Origin of the sequence: Hymenobacter daecheongensis DSM 21074, assembly GCF_900141805.1 — a bacterium.
In the GTDB taxonomy this organism is placed as follows: domain Bacteria; phylum Bacteroidota; class Bacteroidia; order Cytophagales; family Hymenobacteraceae; genus Hymenobacter; species Hymenobacter daecheongensis.
This window is the reverse complement of record NZ_FQYN01000004.1, coordinates 141,445-156,068: the sequence shown is the minus strand read 5'-3', so window position 1 is coordinate 156,068 and position 14,624 is coordinate 141,445. Positions and strand designations below refer to the sequence as shown.

The window sequence follows — 14,624 nt, the reverse complement described above, 5'->3', positions numbered from 1 at the left end:
GGGTCAGGATTAACTAAGCGGCAATCTGCCAGTTCACAATTTCAACTTGGACTCCACGCTGCTCGGCGTTTTTAGCTTCCTGCAGCAGTTGATCGGTTACGTCTAGGCTAAGCGAATAATCCCCACAACAGTCGCACACCAACGCCGGAACCTGGCGAAAGATCGTTACCCGGTCATTTTTGGTAAAGGTGACCGTAGTATGCCCGGCAACCATGTCGCCGGCCCGGCAAGTCAGGCATTTGCTCATAGAGAAGACAGCTTTTTAGTGAAATCGTCGGACCAAATTTTTGGATCTGGTTGATAAACGGTAATCAACGCGCAATGGTGCGTACTGGCATCGTGCCCAACCAGTAAGTGAATGGGGCGGCCGTGCGGAAATGCCAGCAACAAAAAGCTCGGCAGTGGCTCATCATTAAGATACTCAATTATAACTTGTCCGTTGAGTAAGACAAATTCTACTTCGGCCCTTGAAATGTCCCGCTCATACATGCGTTGCGCCGCGTGGGCTTTCACCTCTACGCTCCGACAGTTGAACATAGAAGCCTACAGCGGAATATTGCCGTGCTTCTTGCGCGGCAGCACGTCCACTTTATTTTCGAGCATTTTGAAAGCCCGAATCAGCTTCTGCCGGGTCTGCGAGGGCAGAATCACCTCGTCCACGAAGCCGCGGTGAGCGGCGCGGTATGGCGTGGCGAATTTCTTTTGGTACTCATCCACTTTCTCCGCCAGCTTCGCCTCGGGGTCTTCGGCGGTGGCTATTTCGCGCTTAAAGATGATTTCAGCCGCACCCTTAGCCCCCATCACGGCAATTTCGGCCGTGGGCCAAGCGTAGTTCATATCGGCCCCGATGTGCTTGGAGTTCATCACGTCATACGCTCCGCCGTAGGCTTTGCGCGTAATAACGGTGATACGCGGCACAGTGGCTTCGCAAAAGGCGTAGAGCAGCTTGGCCCCGTTGGTGATGATGCCGCGCCATTCCTGGTCGGTGCCGGGCAGGAAGCCGGGCACGTCTTCCAGCACCAGCAGCGGGATGTTGAATGAGTCGCAGAATCGCACGAAACGGGCCGCTTTGGTGCTGGCATTAATATCAAGCACGCCCGCCAGCACCGCCGGCTGGTTGCCTACAATACCGATGCTACGGCCGCCGAGGCGGGCAAAACCTACCACGATATTCTCGCCGAAATTCTTGTGGACTTCCAGGAACGTGTCGGTGTCGATGATGCCGTCAATCACCTCGCGGATGTCGTAGGGCTGGTTCGGGTTTTCGGGAATGATGGTATCCAGAGCTGGCCGCGATTCGTCGCCCGCGGCCTCGTAGGGCAGCATAGGGGCTGTTTCCTCGCAGTTCTGGGGCATGTAGCTCAGCAGCTGCTTCACGTTGGTGATGCAGGCCACTTCATTGGCACACGAAAAGTGCGTCACGCCGCTCTTGGTGGAGTGGGTGCTGGCCCCACCCAACTCCTCGCTGGTTACGTTTTCGTGGGTCACGGTTTTCACCACGTTCGGCCCCGTCACGAACATATAGCTCGTGTTTTCCACCATCAGTACGAAGTCCGTGATGGCCGGCGAATACACCGCGCCGCCCGCGCACGGCCCCATGATGGCCGAAAGCTGCGGCACAACGCCCGAAGCCAGCGTATTCTTATAAAAGATATCGGCATAGCCGCCCAGGCTTACCACGCCTTCCTGGATCCGGGCCCCGCCCGAATCATTCAGCCCAATCACCGGGGCCCCGTTCTTCATGGCCAGGTCCATGATCTTGACGATTTTCTCGGCGTGCGTTTCGCTCAAAGAGCCGCCAAAAACCGTGAAATCCTGGGAGAAAACGTACACTAAGCGGCCATTCACGGTGCCGTAGCCTGTCACCACGCCGTCGCCGAGGTAGTACTCCTTGTCGAGCCCGAAATCCTTGGAACGGTGCATCACAAACTTGCCGATTTCCTCAAACGAGCCTTCGTCCATCAGCAGGTCAATCCGCTCGCGGGCCGTGAGCTTGCCTTTTTTGTGCTGCGCCTCAATACGGCTCTGGCCGCCGCCGAGCAGGGCCTCCTGGTTTTTACGGTCGAGAATTTCGGTTTTGCTCAGTTGGGCGTCAGCGTGCGGATCGGACATTGGGTGGGCTTAAGGAAGTCAGGTTAGCTACTTAAAGTCAGGGTGTCAAAGGTAACGTACCAGTAAAGAAAAGCCGCACCGAAATTTCGGGGCGGCATAAGCGGGTTCGGGGGCTCCCGACCGATCAGAAACTCACGTCTTCGTACAGTTCCGGCATGGCCAGCTCAGTGCTCACGCTGGGCAGCGTTACGGTGCCGGCCGGATCCAGAATCTCCGTAAAGGTCCACTGGCCGGTTGCGGTGCGCGAATACAGTTCGGCCCGGATGCTGCGCGAGTCGATTAGCAGGTAGTCCCGAACCGATTCGATGCTGCGGTAGCGCATAAACTTGCCGCTCCGGTCGTAGTCGGAAGTTGAGTCGGAAAGTACTTCAATGATAACTACCGGATTAAGCAGCAGATCCATTTTGCCATTCTTCAGGATTTCCGGCTGCCCGCAAACCACTAGTACGTCGGGGTAAAGGTAAGTCCCGGTGAGGGGTATATGCACCCGCATGTCACTGTTATGCGGCCGGCAGCCCTTGCCCCGTAGCGCGTTTCGGAGCAGGCCGAAAGCGTTGCCCGCAATGGTATTATGCGGCAGCGAGGCGCCCGACATAGCCTGCACGTCATACATGCCCAACATATCGGGGTGGCCCCACGGATAAATCTGGCCGTCTACGAATTCGTGCTTGAACTCGGAAGCGAATTCCATGGCCAGATATTCCTCTTCCGTATAGCGGCGTTTGCGCGGTGATTCCATAGAAAACGGGCGTTTCCCAAAAATACAAAAAAGGCCGGCTCCTTTGCGGAACCGGCCTTTTTACTTGTTAAAAAACGATTTATTCGCCTTTCTTCTTATTGTCTGTTGGCTCGTCGTCCGTCGGCTCGGGAGCTTCTTCGGGCCGCTCATCGCTGGCCAGATTCTGCTTTTCGCCGCTTTTCGAAACAGCGAAGGTTAATTCCTCAGCTCCTTCAGCAAAATCGGCAGTGATAACGTCACCCTGCACGATTTCGGCTTTCAGAATTTCCTCGGCAATCGGGTCTTCGATATACTTCTGGATGGCCCGGTTCAGCGGACGCGCGCCGTATTTGGGGTCGTAGCCTTTCTCGGCCACGAAATCCTTGGCGGCTTCTGTCAGCTCCACCTTGTAGCCCAGCGTCTGAATGCGCGAGAGCAGCTTGGCCAGCGAAATGTCGATGATCTTGTGAATATCCTTCTTCTCCAATGAGTTGAAGACAATCACGTCGTCCAAACGGTTGAGGAACTCGGGCGAGAAGGTCTTTTTCAGGGCATTGGTGATGGTGCCCTTCATCATATCATCCATGTTATCGACGCGAGTTTTGGTCCCGAAGCCGATACCAGCGCCGAAGTCCTGCAAGTCACGGGCTCCGATATTGGAGGTCATGATGATGATGGTGTTGCGGAAGTCCACCTTGCGGCCCAGGCCATCAGTCAGAATACCGTCGTCGAGCACTTGCAAAAGCAGGTTGTATACGTCGGGGTGGGCCTTTTCAATCTCGTCGAGCAGGATGACCGAGTAGGGCTTGCGGCGGATTTTCTCCGTCAGCTGGCCGCCCTCTTCGTAGCCCACGTAGCCGGGAGGTGCGCCCACCAGGCGCGATACGCTGAATTTCTCCATGTACTCGCTCATATCGATGCGGACGAGCGAGTCTTCCTTATCGAACAAGTAAGTAGCCAGCACCTTAGCCAGCTCCGTCTTGCCCACACCCGTCGGGCCCAGGAACACGAACGAGCCGATGGGCTTTTTCGGGTCTTTCAGGCCCACGCGGGTACGCTGGATGGCTTTCACCAGCTGCTTGATGGCTTTGTCCTGCCCGATTACGCGGCCCTGTAGCTCTTCGCCCATGTTGAGCAGCTTCTGGCTTTCGTTCTGGGCTACGCGTACCACCGGAATGCCGGTCATCATGGCAATAACCTCGGCCACGTTTTCCTCTTTCACCGTGTAGCGCTTCTTCTTGGTCTCATCCTCCCAATTTTTCTTGGCGGTGTCGAGCTGCTCCAACAGCTTCTTTTCCTTATCGCGAAGCTGGGCGGCTTCCTCGTATTTCTGCGATTTTACCACCCGGTTTTTCTCCGTCTTGATGTTCTCAATGCTCTCTTCGAGCTTGAGGATATCCTCGGGCACCACGATGTTGTTGATGTGCACGCGGGCTCCGGCCTCATCGAGAATATCGATGGCCTTATCGGGCAGGAACCGGTCCGACATGTAGCGGTCCGACAGCTTCACGCAGGCTTCAATAGCCTTGTCGGTGTACACTACGTGGTGGTGGTCCTGGTATTTGTCCTTGATGTTGTGCAGGATTTCGATGGTTTCCTCCGGCGTAGTGGGGTCCACCATCACCATCTGGAACCGGCGAGCCAGGGCACCGTCTTTCTCGATATACTGCCGGTACTCATCCAGCGTAGTAGCGCCAATGCATTGAATCTCGCCGCGGGCCAGTGCCGGCTTGAACATGTTGGATGCATCGAGCGAGCCCGAAGCGCCGCCGGCACCCACAATCGTGTGCAGCTCATCAATGAACAGAATCACGTCGGGCGACTTTTCCAGCTCGTTCATCACGGCCTTCATGCGCTCCTCAAACTGCCCGCGGTACTTAGTACCCGCCACCAGCGAGGCCAAATCCAGCGTAACCACGCGCTTGCCGAACAGCACCCGCGAAACCTTCTTCTGGATGATGCGCAGGGCGAGGCCTTCGGCAATGGCCGTTTTACCAACGCCGGGCTCCCCAATCAGAATCGGGTTGTTTTTCTTGCGGCGGCTCAGGATCTGAGCTACGCGCTCAATCTCCTTTTCGCGACCCACGATGGGGTCGAGCTTGTCGTCCTCAGCCAGCTTGGTCAGGTCGCGGCCAAAGTTGTCGAGCACGGGCGTGCGCGACTTTTCGCCGGGCTTTTTCGGGGCCGAGGAACTGCCAGCGCCGCTTTTGCCAGCGCCGCCGCCAAAGAGGCGGTCGTTATCATCGTCGTCGGTGTCGGGGGCGCGGTCGGTGGGGGCAGTGTTGCCGTGGTAGTCCAGCGAGTCGCGAACGGCTTCGTAGTTCACGTTGAATTTGCTGAGAATTTGGGACGAAATGTTGTCTTCATCGCGCAAAATCGAGAGCAGCAGATGTTCGGTGCCGATGATTTCGCTTTTAAAGATTTTAGCCTCCAGGTAGGTGATCTTGAGGACTTTCTCGGTCTGTTTGGTCAGCGGGATGGAGCCAGTGATGCTCGTGCCTTGCGTGGCCGTGTTGCGGGTGGCTTGCTCAAGGGCGTATTTCAGCTCTTCTACCGATACGCCCAGCTTTTTGAGCAAACCAATAGCAGTGCCTTCCCCTTCGCGAATCATGCCCAGCAACAGATGTTCGGTACCGATATAGTCGTGTCCGAGCCGGATGGCCTCTTCCCGGCTCAGGGAGATGACCTCCTTGACTCGATTTGAGAATTTAGCTTCCATGCAGATAAGGTAGTGAAGAAAAATGGAACCCCGCAAAGGCCATTTGGGGCGGTTTGGCGGGTTGGGCCGATGTAGACTGAAAACAGGCTGAGTCGGGCGAAGGTTCGAGGCTACCGTAGTGCTACGTAAGAAAACTGCCGGCGGCCGGACCCTGCATAAAAAGCAGGTCTAAGATGCTGAGGCCCGGTACAAAATCTTTACCAAACGTCTGCGGATAGGGCTGGAGGCGACCAAGGCCGGACGTAGTGTCAGGTTCGGGGACGACCGGGGCTTTCGGAGTCAGCCAATTGCGCCGGTCTTGGAGGGGGAGCGGGTAAGAAGCGTGGTATTCGGTGGTGAACTCTACGGGAATGGCCAGGCGCAGGCAGCGCAAATAAAAGTGCAGCAGCGTCAGGTTCAGGTCGAAAAGCAGCGGCGGCTTCTGCAGGTAGATATCGTGCAGATAGTCGGCGTAATACTCAAAGTACGGCGTGCCGCCGTAGGCGGTTTGCAGGCTGCGCCAATGCGTGTGCACCCAGTTCTGGCGGTAGTCGATTTCGAGGGCGGCGGTCAGCACTTTGTCGCTCCGGTTGCCATTTACCACGGGCACCGTGAGCGGCTTCACGCCCTGGGCCGTCAGGATCAGGCAGCGGTTGCGGTAGGTTTGCTTGTGGTAGTGCTCTTGGCGCTCCAGCCACAGCGCATCGGCTCCGGCCAGCGCGGCAAAGAACGTGGTGGGCGGATTGTATTGGGACTCAAATAGAACAGGCATTGGAAGGCGAAAAAGGCGGAAGCGCCGCTGCGGGGGCTCCCGACGGCGGAGCGTGATGTTAGCGGAATCCGGTGGGATAATCGCAAAAAAGCCCCGCTACCGCTCCGCCTGCCCATCACCAGACCTTTTGGCAAGAACAAGGCGAGTGAGTTTGCACTTTATTGTATAAAATAGGTTAAAATCGAATGTTTCTTGCGGTAGAAACGGCGTTTGCTGAACCAAATGCCAGCAGAGCCGGCTTTGCCTGGTAGGTCCCATTTAACTCTTTCTGCTACCCACCGATGCGTTTACTTACTGCCTTTTTCGGGCTCTTGCTGAGCCTGGTTGCTCTTACCGTGGAAGCTGCCACGCCGCCGCTACTGGTGCTCGACGTAGCGCGCTTCCGCAACGAAGATCAGTCGGTGAAGGGCGGAATACTGGAGATTTATGCCACCGTGCCGGGGCAGGGACTCACGTACAAGCGTCGCGGACCCAAAGTATTTCAGGCCGCCGCCACGCTCACGCTGGAAGTGCTGTATCCGGATGGGACGGCCGCGTATCAGGAAGTAGTTACGCTGAAGCCGCCGGTGCTCAGCGACACGAGCAACCTGAAAAACCCGATCAGCTTTCAGAAGCGCATTGCCCTGCCCGATGGCACCTACACGCTGCGTGGCCAGGTGCGCGACCAGTACCGCGCCGGCCGCGTGGTAGTAGTGGACATGCCGCTGGTGCTCGAATCGAAGTCGAAAGCGCCCGTGATCAGCAACATTGTGCTGCTGGCGCGCCCGGCTTCCAAAACGCTGGATCAAAGCAACTTTATCCGAGGCAGCTATAGCCTGACGCGGGCCCCCGGCGGCCTGTACGCCCGCGGAGCCGACCGGCTTTTTTTCTACGCCGAACTCTACAATGCCGCTCCTGACCAGCCGGTGCAGCTGCGCTACAAAGTGCGGCCGGTAGCGGGCACGAAGGATATTCTGAGCACTACGGCCACCGCCACCGGCCTGACGGGCCGCAGCACGCCGCTCATCGGCGACTTGGACATCAGCAAGCTGCCGGCGGGCGAGTATACGCTGACGGTGGAAGCCCGCGATGCGAAAAATAAGCTACTTTCGGCCCAAACGACCCGCCTGCGCCGTAATCCGGCTGAGTATGCCCCGGCCGGCGCGGCGCTGCCCCGATGAGTTCACCCCGTAAGTATCCCTGGTTTTATCGTCCGCTGGAATGGCTGCTGCTGGGTCTGGCGCACCTGCCTTTCAGCGTGTTGTATTTGCTGGCCGATGGCATATATCTGCTGCTGGCCTACGTTATCCGGTATCGGGAGCGGGTGGTGCTGGAAAACCTGCGAAACTCGTTTCCGGAGAAGGCCGAGGCAGAGATTCGGCAGATAGCCCGGAAGTTTTACCGCCATTTTGCCGAGGTGATGGTGGAAACGCTGAAGCTGGCCGTGCTGACTCCGGCCGAGCTGAAGCGGCGGGTGCTGTTTCGCAACCCTGAGGTGATGGAGCGCTGGTTTGCGCAGGGCCGCGCGGTGCTGGGCCTCAGCTCGCACGCCGGCAACTGGGAATGGGTGCTCACCTCGGGGGCCGCGTGGCTCTCAGCCCAGGCCGATGGCGTGTATAAGCCGCTGTCGAACCCGTTTTTTGAGGATTTCATGTACCGGCTGCGCACCCGCACCGGGGCCGGCCTGATTCCGATGCGCGAAACGTTGCGCAATCTGCTGCGCCACCGCGGCCAGCCCCGCGTGGTCAGCCTGCTTTCCGACCAGGCCGCTGGTCCCGAGGACCAGCCGTACTGGACAAACTTCCTGCACCAGGATTCGGGCTTCTACACCAGCGCCGACCGGCTGGCTCCGCAGTTTCACTTCCCGGTTATCTACGTCAGCATCCGGCGGCAGCGGCGGGGCTACTACGAAATCGTGCTAACGGAGCTATACAATGGCGACGCGCCGCTGGAGCCCGGCAAATTCGCCATCACCGAATCCTTCGTGCGCCACCTGGAGCACGACATCCGCCTCTTCCCTAGCGACTACCTCTGGACGCATCGGCGCTGGAAGCATAAACGGTGAGATAGGGAGATAGTGAAATGGTGAGTTAGTGAGTTTGATGTTCGGCTTGCGCAAATGGCGCATTTAGCGCAGATCGAACATCAAACTCACTAACTCACCATTTCACTATCTCCCTATCTCCCTATCTCACTGCCTACAGATACTGCTCAATATCGCCGGCACCCTGACGGATTAGCTCGAAGTCGTCGTTGGTGCAGTCGATGACGGTGCTGGCGATGTTATGGCCGTAGCCGCCGTCGATAACTAGATCGACTAAGGGGCGGTATTTCTCGAAAATCAGGTCGGGGTCGGTGGTGTACTCGAGCAGTTCGTCGTCGTCGCGGATGGAGGTAGTGATGATGGGATTGCCCAGTTCGCGGACCAGGCCCAGGCAGATATTGTGGTCGGGCACGCGGATGCCGACGGTTTTGCGCTTCACGCCGCCGTAGCGCGGGGCTTTGGGGCTGGCCTCAAAAATGAAGGTGAAGGGGCCAGGCAGGGCTTTTTTCAGCACCTTATACACCGGCGTAGTAATGCCGTGGGCGTAGTCGGAGATGTGCGACAGATCGGAGCAGATGAAGGACAGATTAGCCTTGTCGGGGTGCACGCCTTTGATGCGGCAGAGCTTTTCCACGGCCTTGGCATTGTGAATGTCGCAGCCCAGGCCATAAATCGTATCGGTCGGATAGATGATGACCCCGCCTTTGCGCAGCACTTCCACCGCTTGCAGCAAACGATTCTGGGGCGGATTTTCGGGGTGAATACGGAGCAGCGTAGCAGACATAGGCACAGGCAGATGGAGGGTGAAACAAGACCGCCGCGGGCGGCAACGAGGCAAGGTAACAAGCCCGTCATACAACTGCCACTCATTCGCGGATTTTGCCCGTGGGGTTACGAATTGATTTGCGCCGGACCAATAAAAAAGCTCTGACTATACAGTCAGAGCTTTTTTTGAGAAGGTTGGAATACTTTATTTTTTCACGAAAGCCCGCGTTACCGAACCCGCTTTGGTGGTGAAGCGCACGGCATAAACGCCGGCTTTCAGCGAAGCCACGTTCAGTGCCACGGTTTCCTGCGTGGCCGTCAGCTGCTGCACGCGCTGGCCCAGCATGTTCATGATTTCGATGCTCGCGCCCCGGCCCTCGGCCCCTACGCGCAGTGTGAGGGTGGTAGCGGCGGGGTTAGGGTAGAGGCTGATGCCCTGGGCAAAAGCCGGCTCGTGGGCGGCCGTGACGACGGCAATGTCGCTGGCGCGGCGCACGACCAGCTGGTAGCCTTCGGTGAAGGGCGTGGTGCCGTCGAACTGGCCGCCGAGGCCGGTGGCCGAGAACGGGCCGGTGGGCGCGGGCATGTTGTAGGCCGTGGTGCCGCGGTTGATGCGCAGCTGATACGTAGTGCCGGCAGCGGTGCGCACGTCCACGTTGTAGCCGGCGGCGGTGGAGGTGGTGGTCCATTGCGTAGGATCAACGGAGGTGAGGGGGCCGGCCACGCGCACCAGCTCCGACTCATCGTTTTCGGTCAGAGGGCCGGTGAGGAGACGGGGCTGATACATGCGGCGGGCGGTGCCGGCCGGCGTGATGCTGGTGAGCGTGAGCTGGGTGAGGCCGTTGAACTGGCTCACGGTGCCCGTCACCTGCACCGAGTCGCCCTCGGTCAGCACGATGGCGGGGGTGCCGATATTAGCCGAAGCAAAGATGCCTACGCCGCCCGTAGGGTCAATAATCGACATCTGGTAGCCGGCGGTGCGCAGGTTGGTGCCATAAATGGTGCCCCGCACCGTAACGGCGGTGCCCAGGCGCGTTGGTACGCCAGTCGCATCATTGACGGTAACGGCCGCAATAGTCGAAATCGTCGGGTTGTTCGGCGTGTCGTTGTCCTGAATGGTGAGCGTGTAGGTGCCTGTGGAGGCCGTGGCGCTACCGGCCGGCAGCACGTTCTGCAGCTTCAGAATCACGGTTTCGTCGGCTTCAGCCACCGCGTCGTCTGCAATGGTCACGGTCACGTTGCGGGTGGTGGTGGAGTTGGCGGGGAATGTGACGGTCTGGGTGGTATAGGTGTAGTCGGCGGGCGAAGTGGCGGTGCCAGCCGGCGTGGCCAGCACTACATCTACGCTGATGGCTTGGGCACTGCTGTTGCTGATGGTAACAGGAACGGTGGCCGTGCCGGCGTTTTCGAGCACCGAGCCACTGGCCGCGCCGAAGGCCACGGTAGGCGTAGAGCCGCCCGTGGCGGCGCTCACCACGCCGAAAGTGCGCACATTATCTATGCGCCAACTGCCGGTGGCGGCCTCCGCGTTGTAGCCGTAGAGGCGAAACTCTACCGGCGTGGTGACGTTGCCGAAGGCCGGCGGCAGGTCAATGCGCTTGTTGACGCGCGTGTCGGGGTTATCGGGCACGGTCACGGTGGCTAGGTTGGCCGCGAAGTTGTCGAGGCTGGAGCGCAGGGCCCAGGTGATGATGCCGGTGTTGGAGCGGCGCTCATCCAGCACCACGCTGTCGAGGCGCATTTTGAAGCCGGCTCCGGGCTGCACCGAGAAGCTGAAATAATCGGTGGCATCGAGGGCGGCCATGCTCCAGTCGGTGGCGGCAAACGTGCCGGCACCCGCCGAGGCCGTAACGCCCGCGCCGCGCGCCATGGGGCTGAACGTAGCGTTGGCCGGCTGCGCATCAACGGGGAAAGTGACTTCGTTGCCCGCGGCATTGGCAAACGAATAGGTGGCCAGCGGGGCCTGCGCCTGCGCGACCGTTGCGCTCAGCCCGAGGCCAAGGGCCACGGCCAGCCGGCGCAGGAGGGGAGTAGCGTAAGATTTTGACATGAGCTAAAAAAGAATGGGTGAAAGACAGAGAGAAATAGTTTACTACCCGCGAAAAACGGTGCGCGGGTGAGCCGGCCACCTGGTCACGGCTGGGTAAAACTAAGCAAACCCTGTCGTCTGCCCAACCCGGCGCAGCTGGCGCGCGGGCTGCGCCAGTCGCTGCCAGGTGGGCGGGGCGGCGGCGCAGCAATTGAAAAAAGCAGGTGAGAGGCAGAACGTGTACTTTTGACGCCGGTTCGGGCTTTCCGGGCCGGTGGCGGGCCTGTTTGGGCAGCCTACTGTTATCTTTTCGCTACTTCTTTCTCCTGCTCTTTTCGCAATGTCCAAACCGTATCGTCCCGAGGCCAAGGCCAAAGCTGTCCGTCGGCGCAACCGTTTCGCGGCCGTCACGGCTGTGCTGGGGGTCATGTTTGTCAGCTTCTCCTACTATTTCTACCAGGTTTTCTTCACGCCCAACGTCGAAACCAAAGGCCGCCCCACCTACGTGCTCATCCGCAAAGGCCAGAGCTACAAGGCCGTGATGGACTCCATTGATGCCACCAACGTCATCGTAGACCGGCTTTCGTTCCGCTTCGTGGCCAAGCTCATGAAGTATAATAAGTTGGTGAAGCCGGGCCGCTACGAGCTGAAGGATGGCTACACCAACCGCCAGCTCATCACCGATCTGCGGGCCGGCCGCCAGTCGCCGCTCAAGCTCACGTTTCAGAACATCCGCCTGCGCGACGAACTGGCCCGTAAGCTCAGCACCGCCATTGATACCCGCCCCGGCCAGTTCGACAGCCTGCTGAGCAGCCCCGCGTACACCAAAAGCCTGGGCTTCGATACCACGAACATCATGACGATGTTCATTCCGAATACCTATGAGCTGTACTGGAACTCCTCGGCCGACAACCTCATGCAGCGCATGAAAAAGGAGTACGAAAAATTCTGGACCCCCGCCCGCGATGCCAAGCGCAAAGCCCTGAACCTGAGCCGCGCCGAGGTCAGCACGCTGGCCAGCATCGTGGAGGCCGAGCAGCAGCAGCACGCCGACGAGCGGCCCCGCGTGGCGGGCGTGTACCTCAACCGCATCCGGCGTGGCATGAAGCTGCAGGCCGACCCCACGGTGGTGTATGCCAACAACGACTTCACCATCAAGCGCGTGCTGAACGTACACCTGCAGAAAGATTCGCCCTACAACACGTATAAGTATGCCGGCCTGCCGCCCGGCCCCATCAACCTGCCCAGCATTGCCAGCATTGACGCGGTGCTGAACCCCGAGCAGCATCAGTACCTCTACTTCTGCGCCAAAGAAGATTTCAGCGGCTACCACGCCTTCGCCCGCAACGAGCAGGAGCACCTGGTGAATGCGCGGCGCTACCAGGCAGCGCTGAGCCGGGCCGGCATTATGAAGTAATTATGGCGTGCAACTATGCAACTACAAACAATTAAGAGAATTGAAAAAATACACACGGCACTGTTGCTCCTGTTGAGTGTCTTTAGTGTGTATTGCTGGATGTATTGCTTTTATCAGTCAGAATATTATCATGGTGATGGGTTTGGGAACTTGCCTGCAGATGCCCCCAACTTTATGCACATCATCAAAAATTATTCTTGTTTGGCGGTATTCGCGTCAGTGTTGATAGCGACAGTGTGGATGCCTTTTGCGGGCCTTACTATCTGGTATGCCCCGACTATACGCCGCCGCTTATTGTTTGGTGGAATAATGCTTATCACCGCATTGTTTTACGCGGTTAGCTTTTTCTTCTTTGGATTTGGATACATCTGCTAGTGAGTCGCAGCCCAAATTTTTCTGCTTTCTAACTGTACCATCTTCCATGTACTCCCACGACACCCAGATCCGCGTGCGCTACGCCGAAACCGACCAGATGGGCTACGTCTATCATGGCAACTATGCGGCGTTTTTTGAAGTGGCCCGCACCGAGGCCTTCCGCCAGCTCGGCATCCGCTACAAAGACCTGGAAGCGGATGGCGTAGGCATGCCGGTGGGCGAAATCCGCACCCGTTTCCGCCGCCCCGCCCGCTACGACGACCTGCTTACGGTGCGCCTGCTGCTGAAGCAGCCCGCCGACGGCTCGCGGGTGCTGTTTGAGTACGAAATCTACAACGAGGCGCAGGAATTGCTCACCGAAGGCCACACCTTGATGGTGTTCGTGAGCACCGCTACCGGCCGCCCCGTGCCCATTCCCACCGATATTCAGGCCAAGCTGGCCCCGTATTTTTCCGAGGAGGAAATCACCAGCCCGCTCACACCGCCCGCCCCCAAGCCTTCCGATGACTCGCCCGCGCCGGCCGCGTTTATCAAGGGCGGTGAGTGATTTTAAATTCATCTGTCATCCTGAGCTTGCGAAGGACCTTATCACGGCAGAACGAGTCTTTGTTTCGCTTGTCGTTCTACCCTGATAAGGTCCTTCGCAAGCTCAGGATGACAGGAAAAAAACAATATTAAAAAATGCACCTGCCCGTTCGCCGCTACCATCTGCCCGATGTGCGCCGCCGGCGCTCCTACCGCAAGTTCATCGTGTGGCTGAAGCAGCTGCGCTTTGCCGGCGGCCGGGCCTCGGTGTACGACGTGGTGGACCGCATGATTCAGGAGCTGAAGCTGGACAGCATCACCAAGCGGGCCAGCTACATGTCGTTCAATCTGACGGTGGCCCTGTTTCCGACCATCATCTTCCTCTTCACCCTGATTCCCTACATTCCGATACCCAACCTGAACATAGATATCCTGCAGTTCCTGAGCGACTTGATGCCGCGGGAGCTGTACGTGGCCACCGCATCTACCATTGAGGATATCGTGAACATTCCGCACGGCGGGCTGCTCTCGTTCGGTTTCGGTACGGCGCTGGTGCTCAGCTCCAACGGCATCATGGCTCTGCTCGATGCCTTTGAGAAAAAGTACCCGTGGTTCAAGCACCGCACGTATTTCCGCAAGCGCGTCATTGCCACGGTGCTCACCATTGTGCTGTCATTGGTGCTGCTGTTTGCCATTGCGGGCATCTTTTTCGGCACCTATATCATCGATGCGCTGGTGTATTATGAAATCGTGCCCGAGTCGCTCACGGCTCAGTTGATCAGCATCCTGAAATACGGCTCAGTGGTGGGCCTGTTTCTGCTCACCACCTGCCTGATTTACTACTACGTGCCGCCGGTGCATGACAAGTGGCCGTTTGTATCGGCCGGGGCCATTGTGGCCACGCTGCTCATCTTCCTGGTTTCCTTCCTGTTTATCCTCTACGTCAAGATTTTCGACTCCTACAACCACTTCTATGGCTCCATCGGAGCGCTGGTGGGCTTCATGGTCTGGCTCGATTTCGTGTGCATGACGCTGATTTTGGGCTTCGAAGTAAACGTGAGCATCGATGCCGTGACGGGGCGGCTGAAAAAGTCGGTAAGGGCATAAGCATGAAGCCCTAACGGCGGCCCCAGCCACCCGCAAAGCAGCCGGCCGGCCGAGAAAGTTGAAAAATTTGCGGCCATCGGCTT

The 14,624-nt window shown here is 58.3% G+C and carries 13 protein-coding genes; 5 read left to right on the top strand and 8 right to left on the bottom strand.

The features are described from left to right. Nucleotides 1-13 precede the first annotated feature (13 nt). The 6 genes from BUB62_RS08845 to BUB62_RS08820 form a co-directional block, all read right to left on the bottom strand. A complete protein-coding gene (locus BUB62_RS08845; protein WP_073108896.1) occupies nt 14-247 on the bottom strand; it encodes a type II toxin-antitoxin system MqsA family antitoxin in 234 nt (77 codons plus the stop codon). Further along, nucleotides 244-537: a DUF4258 domain-containing protein gene (locus BUB62_RS19785; RefSeq protein WP_073108894.1), complete on the bottom strand. Its 294-nt coding sequence runs from the start codon at nt 535-537 to the stop codon at nt 244-246. Before BUB62_RS19785 ends, BUB62_RS08845 begins: the two co-directional genes overlap by 4 nt. A gap of 6 nt (nt 538-543) precedes the next feature. Then, nucleotides 544-2,112, bottom strand: a complete 1,569-nt coding sequence (locus BUB62_RS08835) for an acyl-CoA carboxylase subunit beta (protein ID WP_073108893.1) — start codon at nt 2,110-2,112, stop codon at nt 544-546. 124 nt (nt 2,113-2,236) lie between these two features. After that, nucleotides 2,237-2,851 (bottom strand): Uma2 family endonuclease, encoded by a 615-nt coding sequence (locus BUB62_RS08830; RefSeq protein ID WP_073108891.1) that lies wholly within the window; start codon nt 2,849-2,851, stop codon nt 2,237-2,239. Nucleotides 2,852-2,930: 79 nt separating this feature from the next. Beyond that, nucleotides 2,931-5,549, bottom strand: coding sequence for an ATP-dependent Clp protease ATP-binding subunit (locus BUB62_RS08825; RefSeq protein WP_073108889.1), 2,619 nt, complete (start codon nt 5,547-5,549; stop codon nt 2,931-2,933). 121 nt (nt 5,550-5,670) lie between these two features. Further along, nucleotides 5,671-6,300, bottom strand: a complete 630-nt coding sequence (locus BUB62_RS08820; protein WP_073108887.1) for a WbqC family protein — start codon at nt 6,298-6,300, stop codon at nt 5,671-5,673. A 281-nt stretch (nt 6,301-6,581) separates the two neighbouring features. On the opposite strand from BUB62_RS08820, the gene BUB62_RS08815 reads away from it, so the two are divergent. Continuing rightward, complete coding sequence (locus BUB62_RS08815; protein ID WP_143164092.1) at nt 6,582-7,460, top strand: hypothetical protein; 879 nt, start codon at nt 6,582-6,584, stop codon at nt 7,458-7,460. After that, a complete protein-coding gene (locus BUB62_RS08810) occupies nt 7,457-8,344 on the top strand; it encodes a lysophospholipid acyltransferase family protein (protein WP_073108883.1) in 888 nt (295 codons plus the stop codon). Before BUB62_RS08815 ends, BUB62_RS08810 begins: the two co-directional genes overlap by 4 nt. Before the next feature lie 133 nt (nt 8,345-8,477). On the opposite strand, the gene BUB62_RS08805 is transcribed toward BUB62_RS08810, so the two are convergent. Beyond that, nucleotides 8,478-9,107, bottom strand: a complete 630-nt coding sequence (locus BUB62_RS08805; protein ID WP_073108880.1) for an L-threonylcarbamoyladenylate synthase — start codon at nt 9,105-9,107, stop codon at nt 8,478-8,480. 186 nt (nt 9,108-9,293) lie between these two features. Continuing rightward, on the bottom strand, nt 9,294-11,138 hold the full coding sequence (locus BUB62_RS08800) for a T9SS type A sorting domain-containing protein (protein WP_073108877.1): 1,845 nt from the start codon (nt 11,136-11,138) through the stop codon (nt 9,294-9,296). Nucleotides 11,139-11,457: 319 nt separating this feature from the next. On the opposite strand from BUB62_RS08800, the gene mltG reads away from it, so the two are divergent. From mltG to BUB62_RS08780, 3 genes are all read left to right on the top strand, one after another. Beyond that, nucleotides 11,458-12,534 (top strand): endolytic transglycosylase MltG, encoded by a 1,077-nt coding sequence (gene mltG / locus BUB62_RS08795; RefSeq protein WP_084538947.1) that lies wholly within the window; start codon nt 11,458-11,460, stop codon nt 12,532-12,534. Between the two features lie 421 nt (nt 12,535-12,955). Beyond that, a complete protein-coding gene (locus tag BUB62_RS08785) occupies nt 12,956-13,456 on the top strand; it encodes an acyl-CoA thioesterase (protein WP_073108871.1) in 501 nt (166 codons plus the stop codon). A gap of 134 nt (nt 13,457-13,590) precedes the next feature. Continuing rightward, nucleotides 13,591-14,541, top strand: coding sequence for a YihY/virulence factor BrkB family protein (locus BUB62_RS08780; RefSeq protein ID WP_073108869.1), 951 nt, complete (start codon nt 13,591-13,593; stop codon nt 14,539-14,541). Nucleotides 14,542-14,624 lie beyond the last annotated feature (83 nt).

What these genes read in the sequence shown, in the direction of transcription:
- BUB62_RS08845 (WP_073108896.1), bottom strand. Translation starts at nt 247, where the DNA reads ATGAGCAAATGCCTGACTTGCCGGGCCGGCGACATGGTTGCCGGGCAT.
- BUB62_RS08830 (WP_073108891.1), bottom strand. Translation starts at nt 2,851, where the DNA reads ATGGAATCACCGCGCAAACGCCGCTATACGGAAGAGGAATATCTGGCC.
- BUB62_RS08835 (WP_073108893.1), bottom strand. Translation starts at nt 2,112, where the DNA reads ATGTCCGATCCGCACGCTGACGCCCAACTGAGCAAAACCGAAATTCTC.
- BUB62_RS08815 (WP_143164092.1), top strand. Translation starts at nt 6,582, where the DNA reads ATGCGTTTACTTACTGCCTTTTTCGGGCTCTTGCTGAGCCTGGTTGCT.
- BUB62_RS08800 (WP_073108877.1), bottom strand. Translation starts at nt 11,138, where the DNA reads ATGTCAAAATCTTACGCTACTCCCCTCCTGCGCCGGCTGGCCGTGGCC.
- BUB62_RS08780 (WP_073108869.1), top strand. Translation starts at nt 13,591, where the DNA reads ATGCACCTGCCCGTTCGCCGCTACCATCTGCCCGATGTGCGCCGCCGG.
- BUB62_RS08810 (WP_073108883.1), top strand. Translation starts at nt 7,457, where the DNA reads ATGAGTTCACCCCGTAAGTATCCCTGGTTTTATCGTCCGCTGGAATGG.
- mltG (WP_084538947.1), top strand. Translation starts at nt 11,458, where the DNA reads ATGTCCAAACCGTATCGTCCCGAGGCCAAGGCCAAAGCTGTCCGTCGG.
- BUB62_RS08825 (WP_073108889.1), bottom strand. Translation starts at nt 5,549, where the DNA reads ATGGAAGCTAAATTCTCAAATCGAGTCAAGGAGGTCATCTCCCTGAGC.
- BUB62_RS08805 (WP_073108880.1), bottom strand. Translation starts at nt 9,107, where the DNA reads ATGTCTGCTACGCTGCTCCGTATTCACCCCGAAAATCCGCCCCAGAAT.
- BUB62_RS08785 (WP_073108871.1), top strand. Translation starts at nt 12,956, where the DNA reads ATGTACTCCCACGACACCCAGATCCGCGTGCGCTACGCCGAAACCGAC.
- BUB62_RS19785 (WP_073108894.1), bottom strand. Translation starts at nt 537, where the DNA reads ATGTTCAACTGTCGGAGCGTAGAGGTGAAAGCCCACGCGGCGCAACGC.
- BUB62_RS08820 (WP_073108887.1), bottom strand. Translation starts at nt 6,300, where the DNA reads ATGCCTGTTCTATTTGAGTCCCAATACAATCCGCCCACCACGTTCTTT.